This is a genomic window from Bariatricus sp. HCP28S3_A4, assembly GCF_052066395.1.
In the GTDB taxonomy this organism is placed as follows: Bacteria; Bacillota; Clostridia; order Lachnospirales; family Lachnospiraceae; genus Allocoprococcus.
In genome coordinates, this window is the sequence record NZ_JBQHSE010000007.1 from 64,038 (window position 1) to 88,854 (window position 24,817).

At 44.8% G+C, this 24,817-nt stretch carries 18 protein-coding genes; 2 read left to right on the top strand and 16 right to left on the bottom strand.

Annotated features, from left to right (window positions below; all coding sequences use genetic code 11):
• Positions 1-46: 46 nt before the first annotated feature.
• Positions 47-994 (bottom strand): D-2-hydroxyacid dehydrogenase, encoded by a 948-nt coding sequence (locus ACTNBF_RS05470; RefSeq protein WP_441088872.1) that lies wholly within the window; start codon positions 992-994, stop codon positions 47-49.
• Positions 995-1,239: 245 nt separating this feature from the next.
• Here ACTNBF_RS05470 and ACTNBF_RS05475 point away from each other — a divergent pair, with 245 nt between their 5' ends.
• Positions 1,240-2,097, top strand: a complete 858-nt coding sequence (locus ACTNBF_RS05475) for a YitT family protein (protein WP_441088873.1) — start codon at positions 1,240-1,242, stop codon at positions 2,095-2,097.
• A 654-nt stretch (positions 2,098-2,751) separates the two neighbouring features.
• Here ACTNBF_RS05475 and ACTNBF_RS05480 read toward each other — a convergent pair.
• From ACTNBF_RS05480 to rluF, 7 genes are all read right to left on the bottom strand, one after another.
• Entirely contained in the window at positions 2,752-4,302 is a 1,551-nt protein-coding gene (locus ACTNBF_RS05480) for an L-glutamate gamma-semialdehyde dehydrogenase (RefSeq protein ID WP_427806803.1), read from the bottom strand.
• Positions 4,303-4,418: 116 nt separating this feature from the next.
• On the bottom strand, positions 4,419-4,895 hold the full coding sequence (locus ACTNBF_RS05485) for a signal peptidase II (RefSeq protein ID WP_441017877.1): 477 nt from the start codon (positions 4,893-4,895) through the stop codon (positions 4,419-4,421).
• Positions 4,896-4,898: 3 nt separating this feature from the next.
• A complete protein-coding gene (locus ACTNBF_RS05490) occupies positions 4,899-5,186 on the bottom strand; it encodes a hypothetical protein (protein ID WP_427820303.1) in 288 nt (95 codons plus the stop codon).
• Positions 5,187-5,218: 32 nt separating this feature from the next.
• Positions 5,219-6,910: a S8 family peptidase gene (locus ACTNBF_RS05495; protein WP_427806800.1), complete on the bottom strand. Its 1,692-nt coding sequence runs from the start codon at positions 6,908-6,910 to the stop codon at positions 5,219-5,221.
• Between the two features lie 88 nt (positions 6,911-6,998).
• Positions 6,999-8,423 (bottom strand): ATP-dependent Clp protease ATP-binding subunit ClpX, encoded by a 1,425-nt coding sequence (clpX, locus tag ACTNBF_RS05500; protein WP_441024000.1) that lies wholly within the window; start codon positions 8,421-8,423, stop codon positions 6,999-7,001.
• Positions 8,424-8,454: 31 nt separating this feature from the next.
• Positions 8,455-10,407 carry an NAD-dependent DNA ligase LigA gene (gene ligA / locus ACTNBF_RS05505; protein WP_427820302.1) on the bottom strand — a complete coding sequence of 651 codons (1,953 nt, stop codon included), beginning with the start codon at positions 10,405-10,407 and terminating at the stop codon, positions 8,455-8,457.
• Entirely contained in the window at positions 10,400-11,197 is a 798-nt protein-coding gene (gene rluF / locus ACTNBF_RS05510) for a 23S rRNA pseudouridine(2604) synthase RluF (RefSeq protein WP_441088874.1), read from the bottom strand. The genes ligA and rluF overlap by 8 nt, the downstream gene beginning before the upstream one ends.
• Before the next feature lie 179 nt (positions 11,198-11,376).
• Here rluF and ACTNBF_RS05515 point away from each other — a divergent pair, with 179 nt between their 5' ends.
• Positions 11,377-11,880 carry a DUF5721 family protein gene (locus ACTNBF_RS05515; protein ID WP_427806795.1) on the top strand — a complete coding sequence of 168 codons (504 nt, stop codon included), beginning with the start codon at positions 11,377-11,379 and terminating at the stop codon, positions 11,878-11,880.
• Between the two features lie 69 nt (positions 11,881-11,949).
• Here the strand turns inward: ACTNBF_RS05515 and htpG are convergent, their stop codons facing one another.
• From htpG to ACTNBF_RS05555, 8 genes are all read right to left on the bottom strand, one after another.
• On the bottom strand, positions 11,950-14,013 hold the full coding sequence (gene htpG / locus ACTNBF_RS05520; protein WP_427806793.1) for a molecular chaperone HtpG: 2,064 nt from the start codon (positions 14,011-14,013) through the stop codon (positions 11,950-11,952).
• Positions 14,014-14,163: 150 nt separating this feature from the next.
• Positions 14,164-17,763 (bottom strand): FtsX-like permease family protein, encoded by a 3,600-nt coding sequence (locus ACTNBF_RS05525; RefSeq protein ID WP_441088875.1) that lies wholly within the window; start codon positions 17,761-17,763, stop codon positions 14,164-14,166.
• A gap of 39 nt (positions 17,764-17,802) precedes the next feature.
• Complete coding sequence (locus tag ACTNBF_RS05530) at positions 17,803-18,507, bottom strand: ABC transporter ATP-binding protein (protein WP_427806790.1); 705 nt, start codon at positions 18,505-18,507, stop codon at positions 17,803-17,805.
• A gap of 651 nt (positions 18,508-19,158) precedes the next feature.
• The gene (locus ACTNBF_RS05535; protein WP_427820298.1) at positions 19,159-19,821 is read right to left on the bottom strand and encodes a Spy0128 family protein; all 663 of its coding nucleotides are present in this window, start codon (positions 19,819-19,821) and stop codon (positions 19,159-19,161) included.
• The gene (gene srtB, locus ACTNBF_RS05540) at positions 19,805-20,632 is read right to left on the bottom strand and encodes a class B sortase (RefSeq protein WP_427820297.1); all 828 of its coding nucleotides are present in this window, start codon (positions 20,630-20,632) and stop codon (positions 19,805-19,807) included. Before srtB ends, ACTNBF_RS05535 begins: the two co-directional genes overlap by 17 nt.
• Positions 20,633-20,654: 22 nt before the next feature.
• Entirely contained in the window at positions 20,655-21,728 is a 1,074-nt protein-coding gene (locus ACTNBF_RS05545; protein ID WP_441088876.1) for a DUF7601 domain-containing protein, read from the bottom strand.
• A 208-nt stretch (positions 21,729-21,936) separates the two neighbouring features.
• Positions 21,937-22,449 (bottom strand): signal peptidase I, encoded by a 513-nt coding sequence (gene lepB / locus ACTNBF_RS05550; protein ID WP_427820295.1) that lies wholly within the window; start codon positions 22,447-22,449, stop codon positions 21,937-21,939.
• Positions 22,449-24,659: a DUF7604 domain-containing protein gene (locus tag ACTNBF_RS05555; protein ID WP_441088877.1), complete on the bottom strand. Its 2,211-nt coding sequence runs from the start codon at positions 24,657-24,659 to the stop codon at positions 22,449-22,451. Before ACTNBF_RS05555 ends, lepB begins: the two co-directional genes overlap by 1 nt.
• Positions 24,660-24,817 lie beyond the last annotated feature (158 nt).

Here is a 24,817-nt window from a genome sequence, read left to right on the forward strand (position 1 = left end):
AGCGAAAACGCGCCATCATCGGCGCGTTTTTCTTAATATATATTCCTTAACGTATTTCCATTTCGTTCTGCCATTCCCTGATCTGTCCGAGAATAATATTCATCAGTTTCGTCCGCGCTTCCACACTGGCCCATGCCACATGCGGCGTGATCAGAAGCTTCCGGCTGTCCTTGATCTTGAGAAGCGGATTATTTTCACTCATCGGTTCTTTGCAGAGCACATCCAGTCCTGCCGCAGCAATCTCCTCATTTTCCAGAGCATCGCACAAATCCTGTTCCCTCACGATCGGCCCACGCCCCAGATTCAGAAAAATGCTGCTCTTTTTCATCTTCCGGAATGCCTCTGCATCCATAAGCCCCTCCGTATATTCATTTAAAGGCGCATGTACTGAAACAATATCCGATTCCCCAAGAAGCGTTTCAAAATCAACCTGATGATAGCCTTCCTGAGGAGCGGCACCGGAAGGTGAACAATAGATAACCCTCGCCCCGAAAGCCTCCGCGATCCCGGCCACTCTTCTCCCGATATTGCCAAGTCCGATGATCCCCCACGTTTTCCCCGAAATCTCATGAAAATGCTCTGCAAAATGTGTAAAGATCGTGTCATTCACATAGCGTTCTTCCTTCACGTAATCGTCGTAATACCGCATCTTTTCCAGCAGATAAAGAAGCATCGCAAATGTATGCTGCGCCACCGTCTCCGTAGAATATCCGGCCACATTTCTCCAGGCTATTCCTCGCTTTTCCAGGTACTCCTTATCCAGATTATTGGTTCCTGTCGCTGTCACGCAGACCAGTTTCAATTTCTCAGCTTCACCGATGGTCTGCTCATTGATCTGCACTTTGTTCAGAATGATCACATCCGCATCCCGAACCCGGTTAGGCACCTCTTCCGATTTAGTAAAACCATATTTTACAACTTCACCCAATGCATCATAACTGGATAAATCAATGTCATCTCCTATTGTTTTTACGTCCAGAAATACGATTTTCATATTCAAGTTTCCTCCTGCAATCTTTCTTTATCCTGTTACTATACTTATTATAATAACACATTTTCCTGTCGGAAGTGTTGACATTTTCACATTTTTGATTGTATAATTGAGTCAATAAGAGCATTTGCGGATTATATTTTCCCTCTGGGGTCATGATATAATTTGCAGATGTTTTTTTTGGTTATAATCTAAATATACCTCGGAATATTCCCTTCATTCTAGGTGTTTGCATAGGAGGAATTGTCATGAATAAAAAGAAAAACATGAATCTCGCCATTGATATTCTGGTGGATATTGCCGGTGGAATTCTAATCGCAATCGGGGTTTACAACTTTGCTGCTGCCGCAAAATTTCCCATGGTCGGCTTTAACGGAATCGCTCTGATCTTCTATCACCTTTTCGGCTGGCCAATCGGTACAACTGCTTTGCTGCTCAACATCCCGGTTGCATTATTTACCTTCCGTATCCTGGGGCGAAGCTTTTTTCTGCGTTCGGTTCGTACCATTTTTATTACCTCATTTATCATCGACGTAATTGCACCTCTGTTTCCTACCTACACAGGTGACCGGCTTCTCGCTGCCATCTGCTGCGGTGTCCTCTCCGGACTGGGTTACGCCATGATCTACATGCGGGATTCTTCTACCGGAGGCTCTGACTTTATTATGATGTCCATCCGGGTACTGAATCCTCATCTGACGATCGGCAACATTACATTCGCCATGGACGCATTCATCGTACTTCTGGGAACCGTTCTCGTATCCAGAGACATGGACAGCCTGATCTACGGTGTAATCGTGAGTTACCTGATGTCTATCGTTGTAGATAAGACCATGTATGGTATCGACCGTGGAAAAGTTACTCTGATCGTAACCGAACACGGCCCGGAAGTGTGCGCGAAAATCGATGAAATCCTTGGCCGCGGCTCCACGATCCTCAAGGGAATCGGAAGCTATTCCAAACATCAAAAAGATGTGGTCATGTGCGCATGCAATAATAAACAAATGTACGGGATTCGTAAGCTCGTAAAAGAAATTGATAAAAAGGCATTTCTGGTGATCATGGAATCAAATGAAGTGGTGGGGGAAGGATTTAAGGAAGAGTAGGTAAAATTGTGGGGTGGAGGATTTGGGGTCCGCGGCAAAGAGAGGGGGCAATCGCTGCGACGTTCCAGCGCCTGCGACTCCATGTGCCAATCTGTAAGGAAAACCGGCAGTCGGGGAACGCCCCTCCTGCCGGTTTTTCTAACATCTTGGCTCATGTATTCTCCGGTCGCTTCCACTTAACCTCCGCGATTGCCCCTCTCCTTGCCGCTCCCTCAAATGTTTCACACATTCGCAATTTTATGCGGCTGCGCGCCGCAAGGGCGCTTAGCGCATGTTCTGGACGGGAATGAGTTCCTATAATCTGAATGAATCATTCAACCTAGTACACCGAAAAATAATCTTGAACCCTCCCCCCACCTAAGATAAGAGTAGCGTTATGAGGGAGTAACGTACAAACGCTCAACCTACTTCCGTCTTGAGTGAGCGCCGTCGAAACGAGGTTCGGGGGTGGGATGCGGAGGTTAAGCGGAGGGGTCCGTCAGAATTCATGCCAAAAAAATAGAGTCTGAGGCAGGAGACCCATTGGTCGACTGTCTCAGACTCTTAGATTTTTGTGCATGAAGTCGAAGGCCCCGAAGCATCGGAGCATCCCATCCCCGAACCTCGTTTCGACGGCGCGGACTTTCCCACTTCGTTTCGACGGCGCTCACTCCCCTACGACATTAAATCCTCTGTAATAGACTTCAGATTCAGGAAGTTTGTCAAATAATCGCTTGTTCCTGTCTTAGCATCGGTTCCGGACATATTAAATCCTCCGAATGGATGCTGAAGTACGACTGCTGCCGTTGATTTTCTGTTGAAGTACAGGTTGCCTACCTGGAACTGTACTTTTGCTTTCATGATGTTTTCGCGGGTTTCGCTGTATACGGAACCTGTCAGACCATATTCAGTCTGGTTTGCGATGTCGAGTGCTTCGTCGAAAGAATCCACTTTGATCACTGCAAGCACCGGTCCGAAGATTTCTTCGTTTGCAATTCTTGCATCTCTCTTAATGTCACGTACAACAGTCGGATCGATGTAGTATCCTTCTGCGTCACTGTATGTACCACCGAATACGATGTTTCCTTCTCCGCGTGCCACTTCAATGTAGCCTTTGATTCTGTCGAAGGAAGCCTGGTTGATAACCGGTCCCATCGGAGCATTGCTTCTTCCGGAAGCCTGAGCTTCTTTGAGTGCTTTTGCTTCTTCTACTACTGCATCAACAAGTTCATCGTATACATCGCTCATAACGATTGCTCTTGAGCACGCAGAACACTTCTGTCCCTGGAAAGAGAATGCCGCGTTTGCAATTCCCTTTGCAGCTTTCTTGATATTTGCTGTTGAGTCAACGATAATAGCGTTCTTTCCGCCCATCTCGGCAACGACACGTTTGATCCATTTCTGTCCTTCGGAAATCTTTGCTGCATGTTCGTTGATACGGCATCCTACTGCTTTGGATCCTGTGAAATTAATAAATCTGGTCAGCGGATGTTCTACAATGTAATCTCCGATCTCAGATCCTGATCCGGGGATATAGTTCACAACGCCTGCCGGAATTCCTGCTTTTTCGCAAAGCTCGATAAACTTGTAAGCAACGATCGGTGTGTCGGAAGACGGCTTACATACGATCGTATTACCTGTCACAACTGCCGCCGCAACCATACCCCCGAGAAGTGATAACGGGAAGTTCCACGGCGGAACAGCCACACCGACACCGATCGGGATGTAGATACATTTTGTATATTCATCGGTCGGTACAAGTTCCAGACCTTTATCCAGTTCTGCCATATGCATTACATAAGAATTAATGAAATCAAGCTGTTCACAGAGCTCTCCGTCAGCTTCGCCCCAGTTCTTTCCACTTTCTTCCACATTCCATGCGTCAATGATGAAACGGTTCTCATCCAATAATACAGCAAGTCTTCTCAGGCAGCGGATTCTCTCTTCTACCGGAGTCACACTCCATGTCTTAAACGCTTCGTTCGCTGCAAGAATCGCTTTTTCTGCAAGCTCCTGGCTGCAGGAACATGCGTATCCAAGCACTTCTTTCGTTGCAGGAGATAAAGAAGTAATCTTCTTCTCTGTCTCAATTCTTTCTCCACCGATGATCAGCGGATATACACTGCCCTTTTCAGCATCAATCTGCTGAAATGCCTCTTCCATTTTCTTTTTATTTTCTTCAAGTGAGAAATCTAATTCTGCGGCATTCTTAAATCCTTTCAGCATTCTTTCATACCTCCTGATTGTATACTATTATACAAATCATTGTAGCAATAAATATTTCTCGCGTCAATCAAATATATTATGAAATTATTCTGAAATATGTTCAAAAATGAATTTTTTCAGAATGATGATTGCTTTTCAGAGGTCAAAAATCCTATAAGCATTACGAGCGCGCCGCCGACAATTGCGAGATCTGCAAGATTGAACGTAATATCCGTCAGTTTTTTATGTGGTGTCCTGATTGCCAGATAATCGACCACATACCGTCTTTTCACGCGGTCGTATGTGTTGCTTACTGCCCCTCCGAGCATAAGCGCAACACCCGCTTTTTCCATCCGGCATCCCGGTTTCTTGAGCAGAAATGCCTGCCAGAGCATCATGATTCCCAGAGCAAAAACAGATGCGAGCTGAACGAACAGCGGATAACGCTCCAGACGATTCATGATCATTCCTTTGTTATGAACCTTCCGGAGTATCCCTCTTTTCTGCAGAATATTCCGTTCTTCATTTGACTTTACATGTTTTTCTATATACTGTTTCACCCCCAGGTCCACCCCTGCAACAGTCACGATAATAAGAAAACACAAGACTGCCATGCTCTACTCTCCTTTGATACGTGAAATAGTTCGATTCAATTCCTGAATCTTTTCTTCCCGTTTTTCGATTTCTTCACAAAAAGAAAGATATTCTTCTCCAACTTCTTCTGCATTTTTAAAATGCTCATACACCTTTTTCCCGATATCCGCAAAATCCCGGCTGTTCTCACGTTTCAGCGAATAGATATCTCCTTTCAGCTTCTGGATCTCCAGAGTATCCTCCGCTTTCTTTCCAAATTCATCAACCGTGTCGGAAATACGCTTTCCTAAAGTACTAAAAAAATCATCCATCTTTTGTTCTCCTTTCCCGATTTTCAATTCATCTAAAATCTCCGTATCTGTTCAAAGGTATGATACAGATTCAATGTTCCGTATCCCCATTCTCTGTTCGGATACGTTCTTCCTTCCTCGCGGTCTGCTCCAAGGATCAAAAGGTTCCTGATCTGCATGGAATCCGGTATTTCTCCGATTCTCACAAGCCATTCCATCAGAAGTGCCTCCACACCGGCGGTGATGCCGACCGCCACGCTGGAACCGGACCGCAGTGAGATCTGTCCTCTCAGATTCACTCCCGGCACACGGATTCCCGGTGCCGCAAAATCAGGTTTTACCCGTTCAAGTCTAGTATATCCTCTTCCCGAACTGACCGCAACACCATTCTCATTTCCATTATAGTATGCCACAGTCGCCACAGAAACCGCATCTCCCGGTGATGTGATCGTATAATCCGGATTGGAGCGAAGAAAGAACACTTCGCCTTCCAGAAATTCCTCCACCGGAAGCCAGATGTGAAAACGTCCGTCACCTGCCTGAACTGCCTCGATTCGAATCCTCCAAATTCCGGTCAGAGGCTGTTCAAATTGCAGGAAAATCAATTCAGAATTCGTATTTTCCGCCAAAATACGGTAGCTTACATTCAGTCTCGTCTTCTCAAACACAAAATTGTAACTTCCAATCCCGCTTCTGACCGGTATCCGCCCACTCTGATCCCCGGTTGGAGAAAGAATCGTGACCGCCAGAATATTGGGAATCTCCGTCCATATCTCCATGACGAATCCGCGTACTCCCTCTCCCACACTGACTTCTACATCTTCTGCCCGTTCATCGCTCAGAGTCCCCAGAAAATGATGCCGTTTATCCGCCTCATTTCCACCTCCCGTCACGATAGCCGTCAAAGAAGCGCTTGAAAGCACTTCCAGATAAGATGCAAGTGGTGTGGCACCACTGTGTCCTCCCAGATTGGTTCCGAGCGGAATGCAAAGGATCAGTGGCTGCCGCCTGCCTGCGGCAAGCATTCTGAGATAATAGACCGCCGCCATAATATCGTTCTCCTGATAGCACGGCGCATCGGAATGAATAAAGTAAAAATCCCGCAAATACTGCTTGGCCTCTTTTAATTTCACCACTGCAATATCCGCTTCCGGAGCCATCCCCATAAATACATTTTCTGCATCGGCACTGCCGCACGCCACACTGGCCACAAAGGTGCCGTGTCCGTTTGTATCCATTGTCGGAACGATTTCCAGCGGATGTTCTGACCGAAGTGCTTCATCGATCATATCTCTCGTATATTCACTGCCGTATGGGAGATATTCCGGCAATTTTCCGCTTTGTATCGTCTGATCCCAGATTGCAATGATTCTCGTCGAACCGTCCAGATTACGGAACACCATATCTTCATACCGGATCCCGGTATCAATAAATCCGATCAGAACCCCTTCACCATACAGTTCCAGCCCCGGAAGGCTCTGCACCCGTGACACGCCCACCTGTTCCAGCACTTCCATATCCAGAAGCGTATAGCACTTGGGGATAGAATAATAAGGGAAACGGTAAAGGGATCTTCCGTTTTCTCCTTCATTTTCCAGAAATGCAATCTGGAACGTATATTCAAGCGGAATCCGGCAGAGGTCCTCCTCAGAGAATTCTTCCCGGAATCCCTTACTCCCGCTGAGAATGAAATCTCTGTAATCCTCCGACAGCACCCGCCTTCTGCAGATTTCCCGATCCGGCATATAACAATACCTCATATACTTTTTTCAAAATATATGAGGTATGATTCTCAGATATGCCGCAGAATATTCTGCCGATTATTGCGTTACTCTACGCCTGTGACTCCAGAAGAGGCACCTCCTGACCACGCAGCCGGATGATCGGCCCGCCCGTTCCTTCTATGTATGCCTGTGTGATCGTCACCTGGCCGATGCTGTCATCCTTCGGAATCTCATACATGATGTCCAGCATAAATTCTTCAATGATCGCCCTCAGCGCCCTGGCTCCTGTATCCTTCTTCATTGCCTTTCTTGCAATAGCATGAAGCGAATCTTCATCAAAATCCAGCTTCACCTCATCCAGCGCGAGCAGCTTCTGATATTGTTTCAGAATGGCATTTTTCGGTTCTTTCAGAATTTTCACCAGCATTTCTTCATTAAGTCCCTGAAGCGTGAACACAATCGGAAGACGTCCCAGAAATTCCGGGATCATGCCGAAATTCCGCAGATCATCCGTCGTCACCTTTTCCAGAATAGTCTTATCCTGGTCATATTTGTCTTTCAAGTCCGCCCCGAATCCGATTGAAGAATTCTTCGTCAAGCGTTCTTTAATAATCTTCTCAAGATCCGGGAATGCCCCTCCGCAGATGAATAAAATATTCTTTGTATTCACCGTAGTCAGCGGTACCATGGCATTTTTACTGTTTGCCCCGACCGGGACTTCGACCTCACTGCCTTCCAGGAGTTTCAGCATTCCCTGCTGTACAGATTCTCCGCTGACATCCCTCTGGCTGGTATTCTTCTTTTTCGCGATTTTATCAATCTCATCAATGAAAATAATTCCCTGTTCCGCCTTATCCACATCATTGTCCGCTGCCGCGAGAAGCTTGGATACCACGCTCTCAATATCATCTCCGATATATCCCGCTTCAGTCAGCGAAGTCGCATCGGTGATCGCAAGCGGCACATCCAGCAGCTTTGCCAGTGTTTTGACCAGATAGGTTTTCCCGGAACCGGTCGGTCCGATCATCAGCATGTTGGATTTTTCAATCTCAATCTCGTCCATGGTATCCGTCGCAACCCGTTTGTAGTGATTGTAAACTGCAACCGAGATTGCTTTCTTTGCATGCTCTTGTCCGACCACATATTCATCCAGTTTTGCTTTGATCTTATGGGGAGCCGGAATATCCCGGATGTTCAGGATCGGTTCCCGCTTCTCCTCCGGCTTTTTCTTTTTCACTTTCTGCTGCTTCGGCATCTGATTTTCCAAATCGCCGAATCCCATCATCGGTCCTCCCGGCATATTCATAAACTGCGTGTAATCGAAGCCACTGTTGTTCATCGCATCAAAGCTCTTCTGCATACAGTCTGCACAGACACAGATATTCGTCGGCAGATCGATCATTTTCCCGGCAACACTCTCAGGACGGCGGCAGATAAAACAATACCTTTCGTATCCGTCGTTCTTCTTTTTATTATCATTCGAACCAGAAGCCTGTTCCAGGTTGTTCTTATTCAAATCATCATGTTCTGACATTTTCTTGTCCTCCTTTGCTTCTGACGTCGTCTTACAGTCCTGCAAGCTTCATGAATTCTTCTTCCGAAATGATCGGAACTTTCAGCTCCCTCGCTTTTTTATTCTTGGAAGATGTCGAATTCACATCATTGTTGATCAGATAATTTGTCTTTCCTGTTACCGAACCGGTAACCTTCCCGCCCCTCTGTTCAATCAGTTCCTTCACTTCATTTCTATTTGCAAAGTGATTCACACTTCCGGTGATTACAAAATTCATTCCGGCAAACTGCTGTTCTTCATTTCTTGGTTCTTCCTGAATCTTCAACTCCTGCATAAGTTCCAGAAACGCCTGTTTCTTCTCTTCCGATGAAAAATACTCCGTAAACGCCTTCGCGATCACAGGCCCCACACCCGCAATCTCAGAAAGTTCCTCTTCTGTCGCATTCATCAGTTTTGTGACATCGTAGTCCGATTCCCGGCAGATCAGTTTCGCATTCGCAAGTCCTACTCCCGCGATCCCCAATGAGTAGATCACCTTAGGAAGCGTTGTTTCCCTTGCTTTTTCGATACTCTGTATCAGATTCGCGTAGGATTTTTCTCCAAATCCCTCCATCGACTGAATCTCTTCCTGATACCGGTCCAGATGGAAAATATCCGTATATTTATGAATGAACCCTCTGGCGATGAATTTCTCCAGTGTTGCCTCGGAAAGTCCTTCTACATTCAGTGCGTCCCTGCTTGTAAGAAGTGCAAACGCTTTGATCCGTTTTGCCTGACATTCCGGATTCGTGCAATAAAGTGACTTGGCATCATTCATCTGCCGTACCCTCGTCTCTCCTCCACAGACCGGACAAGTCCGTGGGATTTCGATCCTGCCGCTCCTCGTCAGGTTCCGTGCAATCTGCGGAATGATCATATTGGCCTTGTACACTTCGATCGTATCTCCGATTCCCAGCTCCAGTTCCTCCATAATGCTCAAATTATGGACACTGGCCCGGCTTACCGTGGTTCCTTCCAGTTCCACCGGTTCAAAGATCGCAACCGGGTTGATCAGCCCTGTTCTCGACGGGCTCCACTCGATTTCAAGCAGATGGGTCTCTTTGATCTCATCCGCCCATTTGAATGCAAAGGAATCCCTCGGGAACTTCGCTGTTCTTCCCAGAGACTGTCCATATGCAATGTCATCATATACCAGAACCAGACCATCCGATGGAAAATCATTTTCTTTGATTTTCTCTGCAAAATAAGCCACTCTTTCTTCCAGTTCGTCCGCAGTCACCGGATAGTGTTCTACCACTTCAAATCCCTGATCCGCCAGCCAGTCAAGCTGGTATGCTCTGGAATTATGGAAATCCACTCCCTCGGCTTTCACCAGCGTAAATGCGTAAAACTTCACATTTCTCTTAGCTGTAATCTCATTATTAAGCTGTCTCACTGAACCACTGCAGAGATTCCTCGGATTCTTATATTTCGCATCCACATCTTCAATTGTCTCATTGATCCTTTCAAAATCCCGGTAGCCGATTACAGCCTCCCCTCTCAGGATCAATTCCCCCTTATAGGAAATATGAAGCGGGATATTTTTAAAGACACGGGCATTGTTGGTAATAACCTCTCCGATCTCTCCATTTCCCCGGGTAACTGCTTTATAAAGTGTTCCGCCGCGATAGGTCAGAACAATCGTCAACCCGTCCATCTTCCAGGAGATCACCGCTTTCTGGTTTCCCACAAATTCCTTCAGTCTGGAGACCTCTTTTGTCTTGTCCAGTGAAAGCATCGGTGACTCGTGGCGTTCTTTCGGGAGCTCACTGAGCACCTCATATCCCACATGGATCGTCGGACTGGAAGCAAGCACGATGCCCAGTTCTTCTTCCAGGCCTTTCAGCTCATCATACAGTGCATCATATTCAAAATTGCTCATGATTTCGCGGGATTCCTGATAATACGCTTTCCCTGCCCGATTCAGCAGTTCTACCAATTCCTGCATTCTTTTCTTTTTATCCATCTATTCTATCCTCCTGGTGCACCGTCACATTGGATGAGTTTCTGATCTGTTCATAGAGTTCATTCAGCTCCTGATCCGTCACCTTACGATACTGACCGGGTTTTAAGTCTCCCAGCTCAATATTCATGACACGGGTTCGGATTAGTTCTTTCACTTCGTATCCCAGCGCTTCGCACATCCTCCGGATCTGCCGGTTCAGGCCCTGGGTCAGGATAATCCGGAATTTATACTTTCCAATCTTGTCCACCACGCAAGGTCTTGTCACCGTATCCAGGATCGGGACTCCAGAGGCCATCTTTCTCAAAAACTCCTCCGTCACCGGCTTATTCACCGTAACCTTATATTCCTTTTCATGATGATTTCCCGCACGCATCATCTTATTGATGATATCGCCGTTATTGGTCATCAGGAGCAGACCCTCCGAATCCTTATCCAATCTTCCGACGTAGGTGATTCGGATGGGATAGTTCAAAAAACGGACGATACTGTCTCTCTCTCTTCGCTCCTCCGTGCATACGATGCCTCGCGGCTTATTGACGGCCAGAACGACCATTTCTTCCTGACGGGAGATGACCTTCTTCCCGATTCTCACTTCCTGTCCTTGCATCACCTTCGTACCCGGAACCGCTCTTTTCCCGTCTACGGTCACACGCCCCTGTTCTATCAGCTTGTCCGCTTCTCTTCTGGAACATACGCCGGATTCACTCAAGTATTTATTCAGGCGCACAGCACCTGCATTTTCCCTGTTCTTAAATTGCTGTTCGATCTTATTTGTCACTTTTAACCCCATTTTCTGACCCAGGAGGTCATACAAATACTTACGGATCGGTGTACCTTTCGTGCTCCCGAAACCTTAGCATTCTCATTGTACTGTCTTTATTAAGAAAAGTCAATTGATGCATTTCCCATTCCGGTATGCTATACTTAGCTATACATAATGATATCATTACACATTTCAGGAGGTATTTCATGCTGATCTTTTCACTTGACACTAAAAAATGCATGAATGGACTGCTTCTGCATTCCGGTTTCGATTCGTTTCTCTTCATTGAGGGTGAGATCGTCACATTCTGTACATTTCAGTTTGACGGACATCTGAAAAAAGATTTTTTCCATCAGGACATAACCGACGAACCTGTTCAGATCGAACGGAATTTTGCGCTCTGGAAAGAAGTAAGGGAATTTTGTTTTTCCTTGATCAAAGGGAAGCGAACTCCGCTTGGCTTCAAGCTTGTATTATCGCTTTCTTCACCGAATATCGCCCATCTTCTTGAGCGGGAAGAGCTTCCTTTTTCCCCGGCTGATGTACAGGGACTGTATCTCAATTTCAAATTCAACGGCACATCCCTTACCTGTACGACAGGCACCTCTATGAAGCTGTTCACGATGGACAAATCGCTGGAGCAGGCCTGGGACAAAATGGTCCAGCGTATCTTTACAAAACAGGATATCCCCTTTGAAATCTTGTCTTAACACATAAGAAAGGGGTCCCTAAATGACATCGCACATCAGGAGACCCCCGTTTTTATGATCTGCAGTATTCTATTTTGTAAGCATTAACATTATCTCATTGCTTCGTTTTACAAATTCCGTCATTTCCTCCGGATTCAGTGGTTTATGCGCAATCATCGCCAGATCGTAAAGCTGTTTGCAGAACAGTTCTGTATTTTCACCGTCTTTATGATCCACCACATACTGAACCAGCGGATGATTTGCATTCAGGATCAATGTAGAATCATCTCCGAACATGGACGGATCCATTCCTGCCATGCCATACATCTTCATCATTTCCTGCATACGGCGTGACTGCTCAGAAAGGGTGATCATGGAAGCGACATTTTCATCTTTCATCTTTTCCACTTTCACATTCAGTTTATCTTTTCCAAGCGCTTTCCGGAAGATTTCCATCAGGCTGTCCGTTTTTTCCTTAAATGCATCCTTTTCGTCTTCTGCCACTTCTTCTTTGAAATGATCGGTCAGTTCTGCATCGATTCTCTGGAACCGCACATGCTCATTTCTCTGCTCCAGCTGTGTGATGAACGGAGAATCAATGTTGTGGGACAGAATCACTGCATCCAGTCCTTCTTTCTTGAACATGTTGATATACTGGCTCTGCTGCTGTTCATCCGTTACATAGTAGATGGTTGTCTTCATATCCTCTGTAACGGTGTTTGCATCCTCGTTCTCATCTTCTTTATTCTCATTCGGCTCTACAATCGTGCCGCCGTTCTTCTCAATACATTCTTTGAGTGTCAGATAGTTGTGATCCAGATTCTTGAAGAGGATGTAATCTTTCATCTTATCACAGAATTTCTCATCCTTCAGGCAGCCGAATTTGATGAACGGACTGATATCATCCCAGTATTTTTCATAAGTTTCCTTATCAGTCTTGCACATTCCGGACAATTTGTCTGCCACTTTCTTGGAAATGTATTCTGCGATCTTCTGTACAAATCCATCATTCTGCAGTGCACTTCTTGATACGTTCAGCGGAAGATCCGGGCAATCGATCACGCCCTTTAATACCATCAGGAATTCCGGAATCACTTCCTTGATATTGTCTGCGATAAATACCTGGTTGTTATACAGTTTGATGGTTCCTTCGATGGAATCATATTCTGTATTGATCTTCGGGAAGTACAGAATACCTTTCAGATTAAACGGATAGTCCATGTTCAGATGGATCCAGAACAGAGGCTCCTTGTAATCCATAAATACTTTGCGGTAGAATTCGATATAATCATCTTTCGTGCATTCATTCGGATGTTTGGTCCAGAGCGGCTGTGTATCATTTATCGGAACCGGACGCTTCACAATCTTAACTTTATCCTTTGCCGGTGAAACTTCTACCATTTCTTTTTCGCCGTTCTCATTTTCTTTTTCTTCCATCTTTGCATCTTCATGGATATGTTCAACGACCTCATCGGTATCCAGAAGTTCTTCTTCCGGAATCGTCTCATATTCTGTCTCTGCATTTTCTTTTGAAAGATAGATCTCTACCGGCATGAAGGAGCAATATTTCTCCAGCACTTCACGCATACGGTATTCATTGGCAAACTGAAGGCTGTCTTCATTAAGCAATAAGGTAATCTCCGTTCCAACTCCCTCTTTATTGCCGTCTTCCATCTCATACTCTGTTCCGCCATCACTTACCCAGTGTACCGGTACTGCGCCTTCTTTATAAGAAAGTGTATCGATTTGTACTTCGTCCGCAACCATGAATGCGGAATAGAATCCAAGGCCAAAGTGACCGATCATGTCATCCTCTGTCGTCTTGTCCTTATACTTTTCAAGGAACTGCGTTGCGCCGGAGAAAGCGATCTGTGTGATATACTCTTCCACCTCATCCGCGGTCATACCAAGTCCGTTATCGATGAATTTCAATGTTTTCTCTTCCGGATTTACGATAACCTGGATCTTTGCTTTATAATCTTCCGGCATTTCATATTCGCCCATCATATCCAGTTTTTTCAGTTTAGTAATCGCATCACATCCGTTGGAAACAAGTTCACGTGCGAAAATATCATGATCGGAATACACCCATTTCTTAATGATCGGGAAAATATTTTCGCTGCTAATTGAAAGACTGCCTTTTTTTGCTGCCATTTGTACCACTCCTTATGTTAAATATTTTTTTCTTTTTCACATCTATCAGATATCTTAATACCCTAAAATCCAAATGTCAATAGAAAATTAGCACTCATTTTGAATGAGTGCTAATAATTTTGTGAAAAATATAAACTTTTTCTAAACTTTCTATTCTACGCTCTTCAAAGATTCCACCATATCAATCTTTTTCAGTTTGTAGAACATGATCCAGTTCACGAACATAGAGAATGCCACGGTAAACAGGAAGCTGTACAGATAGCTGATTGGGTGAATTTCTCTTCCGAACATCGCTTCATTGACTTCAACGGTTACGATCACAAATCTGTGCATGAGATTTCCAAGTCCCATTCCCACCAATGCTCCCAAGAAGGTCAGCATCACATTCTCTCTGTATACATAAGATGCGACTTCGATATCATAAAATCCCAAAACTTTCAGTGTAGCCAGTTCACGCCTTCGCTCTGTGATATTGATATTATTCAGATTATACAGCACCACAAACGCAAGCATTCCCGCAGAAACGATCAACACGATGATGACCAGATTCAGACTTCGAAGCATATCATCCAGCCTGCTTTCGATGCTCTTGCTGTAACTCACATTTAACACATCATCAAATTCCAGCAGCGTCCTGCCCGTTTCCTCGATCGAGTCTTCCTGTCCGTCCTTCATACGAAGAAGGATGCTATTATATTTCGGCGGTGCCCCATAAAGCTCTTCATAGGTATCATTGCTCAAATAGAGATAATGTCCCATATAGTTCTCACATATAGCGCCGATCACAACTTCACGTTCTCCTTTGTCGTCATCTTTGATCGTGATGGTATCTCCCACATTCACCGCAAGGATCTGAGACATCTTTTCGGTAAGAATCACTTTATCTTCGGCAAGTGTATATGTTTCATCACTGGTTCTGCTGTGGAAGCTAAGAAAGCTTTTCAGTTCTTCTTCACTTTCCGGTACCACAAGATACACGCTTGATTCAGCGCTTTCCGATTTCACTTTCAGTTTCTGCATCCTCACCTGTGTAAAATCATCCAGCGCCGAATCTGCTTCCAATTCGTCAAGGATCTGATTTTTTTCTTCTTTATCGATCGTATCATTCATATATGCAGTCGCATCATAAAACTGTATCTTTTCATATTGAAGGTCTACGATCTCGTAAATGCAATCCTTAAGGCCAAAGCCGACCAGAAGAAGTGCCATACATCCTCCGATACCGAAAATGGTCATAAAGAACCGTTTCTTATAGCGGATCAGATTTCTGATCGATGATTTCCATGTAAAACTAAGTCTTCTCCAGAACCATCCGATTCTTTCCAGAAGGATCCGTTTGCCCTGTTTCGGTGCCGGCGGTCTCATGAGCGCAGCCGGATGAGATGCGAGTTCCTTATAGCAGGAACCGATCGTCGCCGCAAGCGTACAGATCACAGCAATTCCTGTCGCCTGAACCGCGTAGCTCAAATGATAGGGGAGCAGAATATCCGGCAAATGTTTATACAGGATCTTATATGCATAAATGATAACCAGTGGGAACACCTTCTCACCGATCAGGACGCCCACGATACTTCCGCCAAGTGTCGCGGAAAGTGCATAGAAAATATACTTTTTAGCTATGGCCAATTTCCCGTATCCGAGTGCTTTCATCGTGCCGATCTGGATACGCTGTTCCTCCACCATCCTGGTCATCGTTGTCAAGCTAATCAACGCAGCGACCAGGAAGAACAAGAATGGGAAAACCTCTCCGATCGAGCGCATACGATCCGCATTTTCTCCATAGCCGTCATATTCAGCCATTGCTTCACTCCGGTTCTGAATGTACCATTTCGGCTCTTCCACCTTCGCAATCTCAGCTTTTGCATCCGCAATCTGCTGCTTCGCCTCAATCAATTTTTCTTCGCCTTCACGGATCTGATTTTCACCGTCTTCAATCTGCTGCACGGCATCCGCTGCCGCTTTGGCGTACTCGGATTTTCCTTCGGACAGTTCTTTCTCAGCCGAAACAATTTCTTTTTTTCCCTGATTAAGGCTTTCCTCTTTTTCACGGATCAGTGTCCATGCGGCATCCAGCTGTCTCTGCCCGTCTTCGATCTGCTGCTTTGCATCTAACAGTTCTTTTCTTCCATCCTCGAGCTGCTTTTTCCCCGATTCCAGAGCCTGCCCAGCTTCAATAAGCTGCTGCTCCTGCTTCAGAAGTTCTTCTTCTTTTTCCAGGAGTTCCTTCTCGGTCGCATCCAGCTCACTTCGTTTCTGGATCAGTTCCTCTCTCTGCTGCTGCAGCTCCTCTATTTTTGCAGGAATCTGCTCCTCATTTTCTACTCCGGCCACCTGCAGCTGAACAAGAATTTCATTCTTCTGTTCTTCCAGTGCCTCTTTCTTCTCCAGCATTCCCTCGTAAATCTCTACGAGTTTGTTCTGCAGTTCTGAACGTTCCTCCTCAGGAACCGCAGAAATCTTTTCATAAAGGCTTTGCCCAATCTGTACCAGCTTATCCAATGTTTCAAGTGCCGAGTCGATCTGCTCCAGACCATCTGCTGCCTGCTGAAACTGTTCGATACCGGTATCAATCTGCAGGATTCCTTCTTCGATCTGCTCACGTCCGGCTTCAATCTGCTCTTTTCCATTGGCGATCTCTTCCTTCCCGGAAGTGATCAGCGGCATATACTGATCATAGTTTTTCTGATACTCCGCTTCCGCTTCGTCTAATTCCTTCTCCTTTTCGGAAAATTCTGCATATCCGCTCTCATATTCCTTCTTTGCCTCATCTAAGGTACTCTGCTGACGATTCAGTTCGGATTTCGCATCTTCGATTTGTTTCTTACCGTCTTCGATCTGCTTTCGTGACTGCGTAAGAAGTGCCTCGCCGTCCTCCAGCTCCTTTTTTGCATCAGCCAGCTTCTTCGCGGCTGTACTGCGAGCATCCTCCAGTTCCCGCTTTGCCGCATCCAGTTCTTCCGATTTGTCATCCAACTCTTTCTCGGCATCTGCAATCTCTGAATTTGCTTCTTCCAGGACTTCCTCACGCCGTGCCTTACAGCGCTCTTCTTCAATTTCTTCGATTGCAGCTTTTGCGGCATCCGTGAGATCTTCATATTCCTTCGTAAACGCCACTGCATCCTCCGCATCGCTCACCCGCACATAAGCTTCTGTATATACATCCAGATTGAACGACGACTTGTCAACTACTACAAACCCGCTGACCTCACCGTTTCCGATTAGACTGTTTCCCCTGCCGAATGATATGTAAAGCGGACTGTTCCCAATCCCTACAATCGTAAATGTATCACACGTCAGGGATTCCGAAAGTTCCGAATCATCTCCGGAGCGAAATGTAATTCGATCGCCTACCTGATAATCTCCATACGCGACAAAATCCTCATCCAGAAGACATTCCCCTTCCTTTTCAGGCATTCTTCCTTCCACAACCTGAACAGTGTTGAAATTCTCCTGTGCCGCCATAACATGTACGACCTTCTCATTCTCTCCTGTCGGGCACAGGACATCCTTACTGTAGCTTCCTTCCGCCTCCGCAATTCCTTTTACTTCTGAAATCGCCTGAATATCCTCGTCCGTCAATCCCATCGTACCTATAACCTTGATGTCCATCAGTTCTTCTCTATCAAAATAGGCATCTCCGGAAATCAGCATACTGGGCTGCGATGAACGTATACCGGAATAAAATGCAACTCCAAGTGCAACAATGAAAAATATTGAAATAAAACGCCCCCTCGATTTCCTGATTTCCATGAAAAAATCTTTGCGTAATATATTCTTTTTCATTCTACTCTACCATTCTATCGTTTCTACCGATACCGGGTTTGGATTCTCGGTCATCGAATCTACCTTTCCGTTTTTCATTTTAATAACCCGATCTGCCATCGGTGTGATCGCCGAATTGTGCGTGATCAGGATCACCGTCATTCCCCGTTCGCGGCAGGTGTCCTGCAGAAGCTTCAGAATTGCTTTTCCTGTATTATAATCCAAAGCCCCTGTCGGCTCATCACAAAGCAGAAGTTTCGGATTCTTCGCAAGTGCTCTCGCGATCGAAACTCTCTGTTGTTCTCCTCCGGATAACTGAGCCGGGAAATTGTTTAAGCGGTCTCCCAATCCCACATCCTGAAGCACCGTTGCCGCATCAAGAGGATTCTTACAGATCTGTAAAGCCAGCTCTACATTCTCAAGTGCAGTCAGGTTTGGAATCAGATTATAAAACTGAAAAACAAAACCGATATCAGCCCGTCGGTACGCTGTGAGCTGACGCGCATTATAAGATGCCACATCCGCGCCGTCAATCCACACTTCACCGCTTGTCGCCGTATCCATTCCGCCAAGGATATTAAGAACCGTCGTCTTACCAGCCCCGCTTGGTCCTACAACAACTGCAAATTCTCCTTTATTGATCGTAAAATCAATCCCGTCCGCAGCAGCAATTTCAATTTCCCCCATCTTATAAATCTTCCGCACTTCCTTCAGTTCAACAAATGCACTCATAAAAATCTCCTCTTGCTTCATCCGCTTATAATGTAGCTTTAAATATCTTTAATGATACCACATGTATATCAAAAATCAAAGAGACGTTTTATAAAGATAGAATTGTTCACCAATACCTTCTTCAGCATTTTTTCCTTCATTTTTTTCTCGCCTTCTTTTTCTTTTGTGGATTTTGCCTTTTTGACGTGATTTTGCACAATTTTATTCTCTCTTTTTTAGTGCATTTGTCTTTTTTGCGAATTTACTTCTCTAATACCTCATGGTATTATAATAGCAACTTGAAGATAACTTACTAGTTTAGAAAGTTCCTTGAGCGGGGCGGCATCCTAAGTCAGTCACAATTGCCCCACCCATAAAAGGGACGCAGATAATTTAATATGACGTTTTCAGTATTTTGATACTTTTTATTTTCATTTCTCCTTTAATGAAATTATTAAGAAAAAACAGTTTGCAGTATTTCCCCCGATTATGTACTGCAGGCTGTTTTTTCGTTATTACAACTAATTTTTGACTTTCTTAACCATTTATGAATGACGGACAACATCTAAGGTGTAAAGCCTTTATTGAATAATCAAAAGCTTTACACCTTTTCTCTACTTCCGTCCCACAAGTTGTGTAAATCCGTTCCGTTTCCGGAAGTTCCTTAACAATTTATAATTCACTTTTTTCCCTCCGAATTCCTGCCGGTACATTCACTCTTCTCTTTCTGGCAAAGCCCACAGCAGCGAACGCGCTTATCCATGACATTCCTGCAATAAGCATCCACCAAAACCGCTGTTTTTCATCTCCCGTTTTTACATTTGAAGGTTTTCCGGGTGTTTTTCCCTGATAACTGTTTCTGAAAATAACCCCGTCTGTTTTTTCTCCTTTCTCATTCTCGACAATGATCTGACAGACCATCTTCTCGTCAGTGGTGTTCTTCACATACACACTGACATGATAGATCTGTTCATCATATGAATAGTTCTGTTCTTTCGTTGCAATAATCTGACGGATTTCATATTCATATACTCCGCCATGCTGATATCGGATCGGTCCGAGCTGAACCTGCTGATTGTCTTTCAGCCTGAACTCCAGCCTTCCGTTTTCACTTCCTTCCGGCATTGGGTCTAACGGCTCCACTGCTTGCATTTGATAAGAAAAGCTGCGATTCAAATCTGCGGGAACTATCTGTTCCGTCGTAAATACCTGTTCCACCGGAACCGTCACCTCAGCGGACTGCTCGGCAGCCCTTACTGTTATGTTCTGAAATACCAGAACACAGCACAATGTCACCCAAAATTTTATTCTCCGCTTTCTATTTCTTTTTTCCATCTTCTTTCTCTCCTTTGCCAGCATTCATTTCGTTGTCAATCTTTGCCACCAGGATGAATCTTCCGTTTGTCCCTTCCGGCGTGCATGTCGAAAGTAAAAGGATCTGATCATTTTCCGAAAGCTCCATATCGTTTGAATGCATAGCATGCAACTTAATATATGTAAGAAATTCCTGCTTTTTTTCTTCTTGTCCAATCGTAGGATTGTATATCACATTATTATATGCATCGTCCTTTAAGATTGCAGCAAACTCAAGCTCTTTCTCCCTTCCGTTTACATACAGACTTCCATATCGATGCTCTTTAAAAAAAGTTTCCTCCGTAAAATTCTCCAGTTCTCCGAACATCGCCTTTTTTTCCATATGATGTCCGTAAATGATATTGCAGAAATCCGAAAAATCCGATGTGTTTCGATAATCCAGAAACAAGCTGCCGGCAAGTGAGAATTCTCCTTTGGCATTCACATTGACATATTTCTGGTTGTCATCTGTCTGCGCCACCGGATAATCAATGTTTGTTCCATAAATCGTGAGCCACGCAATGACCTCCGGGTTCAGTTTCTGCAGTTCTGCAAAAGACTCTGAATTGTCCCCTTCCGGTTTGTATGTTTCATATTGTTTCTTATCGGCCTCTGAATAAATCTGATTCGAATCCCAGATAGCATAACATCCATATGCTGCCAGCATGAGGAAGAGGACGAACACGGTCAGATTCACCATGCCGTCCATCCACCGGACAATTCGTTTCCCGATATCATATAGAAGACTTTTTTCTTTCACCGCGTTCGTCCCACTTCTGTTACACTTCCCCATGTTCTGAAACGATCACTCCTGTTTAACGGCAGCTCCTGCGACTCTTCATAACTGCCAGCACTCCCAACACAGCTGCAAATGCTGCGATCATAACTGCAAACGGAAGTGAATTTACCACAATTCCTGTAATTGCAACATCTTTATATGTGTTGGTAAATGATGCAGTATTGGTATTCTCACCTACCAGATTGGATGTCTGATTACCAGCAACGGATGTCAGGGAATCCGTTTCCTTGGCCGTTTTGCCATCAACCGTTTTTACTCCGTTTTCTACTACGGTCACACTCGGTGTATAGCCGTCTTCCGCTCCAACCTCTGTTACCACATATCTGGTTCCGGCCGGCAGATTTTCAAACACCAGGCTCTCACCGTCATGAAGCTCAAACTCTTTTTCCTCATCAACAACACAAACCACTTCTTCATTACCGATTTTTCCGGTGTACGAAGTCTCTTCTCCAGCTGTGGCAGATTTAATGAATTTTATTTTAAATGTAAAGTCTTTTGTCTTATCCGCATATGCGCCGACCGTTTCCTTGCTGATCGTAAGCTTCTGATTATTTTTGATAAATGTATTGATGAACTCAATACAATCTATTTTCTTACCGTTCTTTTCTGCAGTGATTTTGTCAACAGTAAGTCCGTCATCAGCATTGATTACGTATACATGTAATTCATAGGAAGCATCTGAGTAGATCATATCTTCATTTTCTGCTTCTTTATAAGTATCTGCTTTTTCTGTCACAGTATACACATACTCTCCTGCATGCGGAAATGTTCCAAATACAATATTACTATCCTTTGCGATACTGTATTTTCCGCCTGCCACATCACCCGTCTCATCATCTGATGAATATGTAATATCCTCTATTGTTGCATCCGGTGCATCTTCGGTCACTTTTGTAATTTCAAATTGAAATCTTGCATTCGGCACACTGACACCTTCTGCAAATTCCAACACTTTTGTGATTTCTGCCTCCACTTCCGGCACCGTATCCTGTGATTTTCCTTCATCAGCCATTACGGTTCCTCCGCAGGCCATCGTTACTGTCATCACACCTGTAAGAAGCAATGCTCTTAATCGTTTCATTTTGATCATGTCTTTTTCCTCCTCTTTTTTATTTGTAACTGTTCAGAGGCAAGCAGATTTGTCAAAAAAGGGCGTTGAATGCTTGCATTCGTGTACACTTTTTTGCACAAATCTATTTGGCGGATACACCACACTGAGGAAACACGAAGTGTTTTCGAGGTTGGCTCTGAACAGTTACTTTAATTTTTATATAACCACAGCCATGAAGGGGCTGCGTTTATATCCCTCTCTGCCGAATGACCGTCATGACTTTTCCATAGGTCCGCTCAATGGATACCGGTCCATAGATTCGGCTGTCCGTCGCATTTTCCCGGTGATCGGCAAGTACAAACACCTCACCTTCCTGCACTGTTAACGGGAATGCGAACCCTTCTGCATATGGAAGGGTCTCTGTGTAAATGTCACTTTCCACCTGCAGATATCCGTTGATTGCCATTCCATCTTCCGTAAAATCCACTGTATCTCCTTCAACTGCGATTACTCGGCGTATTTCTTTTTTATCATCGTTCTCCAGAACAATGACATCTCCTGCCTGATAGTCTTTCTGAATCCGCCATGTTATGACAAGGTCTCCGTCCTTAACTGCCGGCTTCATGGAGTTATCACCCGAACGAAAGATTCCGAAAAAGCAGGTAACCATCACCACCACTACCAGGGCCAACAGCCCTATTTTTACAAACAGATACCGTACATCCTCCCAAAGCGAAGGTTTCCTGCTCTCCGACTCCATCAGCTTCTTCTCCTTCTGCGAAGGGTCAACGCACAGATTCCTTCAACAAACGCAAGTCCTGCTATTCCGGAGACCAAAATCGAACCACCCTGAGTTTCCACGATACCGGTCACCGGGACCGCATCTTTTTGATTGACCACTTCTACAAGTGCGTCTTTATCCAGAGTGCCCGATGCCTCTTCTGTCCAGTCGCCATTATAAGAAACACTATATCCCGCTGCTCCCTCATCTGATTCTTCTACCGTAAATGTTCCTCCCAGAGGAAGCTGCTTCAAGGTGATCTGCTGACCGTGTTTTAATTCGATTGCCGCTGTTCCGTTTGTAAAAGTGAGCAAGCCATCCTGTACTGCCGTATTGGCATCCTTGACATCCGTTTTCTGTCCTCCGATATAAGAGAATGTTCCATTTACCTCTTTTCCGTTTTTATCTTTGATCTGTATAACCATGGTAAACGCTTTCGTCTTATCTCCCATTTTCCCGGTTACTTCTTTATTTATAACAAGATCCGGAAGTCTGGTATTTGTGACAATGAACCCATTCTTTTCATCTCCTTCGACCCTGCTCTCAAATCCGGTCACATCGGTTTCTTTGACCGTGTATGTATGGCCCTTTGCCACATTACAGAAGGATCCTTTCCATTCTTCCTGCCCGGTTAATGTTACCGTCCGATACGCATCTGTTCCGTCATCCTGATAGAGATTCACGGTCACTTCCTGAGGCAGTACATCTTCTTCGGAAACATTTTCCCATTTCTTTTCAACCGGAATGGTAAGCGCACTTACCTGAATGACCGGCTTTTCCACATACGAGGCACAGGAAACGGCTGCATCATCACTCTTTCCAAATGTATAAATCAGAGTCGGCCCGTTTTCTCCTTCCGCATTCGAATAGAATCCATCTTTTCCGGAGCTTGTATCATTTCCCGGTGCGTCACTTCTCGCGCTTCCGACCGCATTATATCCCATGTCTGCATAGGTATCATATGCAAGCTGTGTCGGCTTCACATCGAAACTGACCGAATAGGTATAATCCTGGTCGAGTACATATCCTTCCCGGAAAACGGCTGTTACTTTTTTCATTTCCGGTTGGTAAGAAACACGGATTAAATCGCTCACAGAAATTTGCTCTCCTTTGAACACCACTTCCGTTACTTCACTGCCATTTTTATCGGTCACTTTGATTACCGGCTGAAATGGATCCTCCGCTTCTACATACACACTCAGCGTATCTTCAATCGTAACATTACGGCAGGTATATTCCGTAATATCTGAAATGATTGATTGAAACGCGCTCACCAGGCCATCGGCATTTGCCGCAGAATAATACGCTTTCTTTTCTGCTCCCGGTTTATCTTTCAGTGTATTCAGGAAACTGGACGAACTGTCTGTTGAGATACCGATCGAGTAAAATCCGGACAGTCCGGACAATTGGGCTGCCTGTTGATAAGCCGCTTCCGCATTCTCCCCATTTGAGTCAGCATTTCCTTCTCCTACCGTTAAGCCGCTTTCATTGTAACGGAATGTGGGCAGGCCATCGGATAGGAAAATCACGATTTTCTGCGCATCCTCTCTTGCATATTCCAATACTTCCTCTCCGGTGAGAAGTCCTGCCTGACAGTTCGTTCCTCCATCTGCTTCGATCGCGTTGACATTTACATTTACCACATTTTGATCCGTTGTCCAATCATTCGGTATAATGGATACTGCATCATTATATGCAGCATCTTTTTCATATTTGCTGCCCTTCTTTCCACTATAGGCAACAACCGCCATCCGTGCATCGATCTCATCATTCCCAAGAATTGCCTGAGACAGACCCTTCGTACCTGTCACAACCTCCTGCAATTTTTCCATCCTTGTAGGTGCGCTGTTTCCACTTCCGTATTTTTCATCCATACTTCCGGATCGGTCCACAATCAGAAGTACATCCAGTTTCGGTGTCACTTTCTCAGAATCATACATTCCCTTTACATTAAGTGTCAGAGTGTAGCTGTCATCACCGTTATATCGGATAAACTTATGATGTTCCGGGGATGAATCCTGCGTTTCTCCAGATAATTGTTGTCCTGATGTCACCTCTTTTTCTTTCGCAGCTTCCTGTCCGTCAGCATGTACCGATGCCGACGGGATCCCACTTCCCATAAGAAACGCCAACAGCACGGCTGCTGCTCTCGCCAGTACGGAATGTGTACGGGTTCTTCCATTACCCATTTTCTGATCCTCCTTTTGCCACTTACATTGAAACCTTTTGTTTCTCCACCGCAGAAGATTTTCCTGCAGTGATTATCCATATCTGAAATATATTCTTTCAATACAAAAAATATGACAACAAATTTTTATTTATCGGCATACGAAAAGAAATAAAAAAC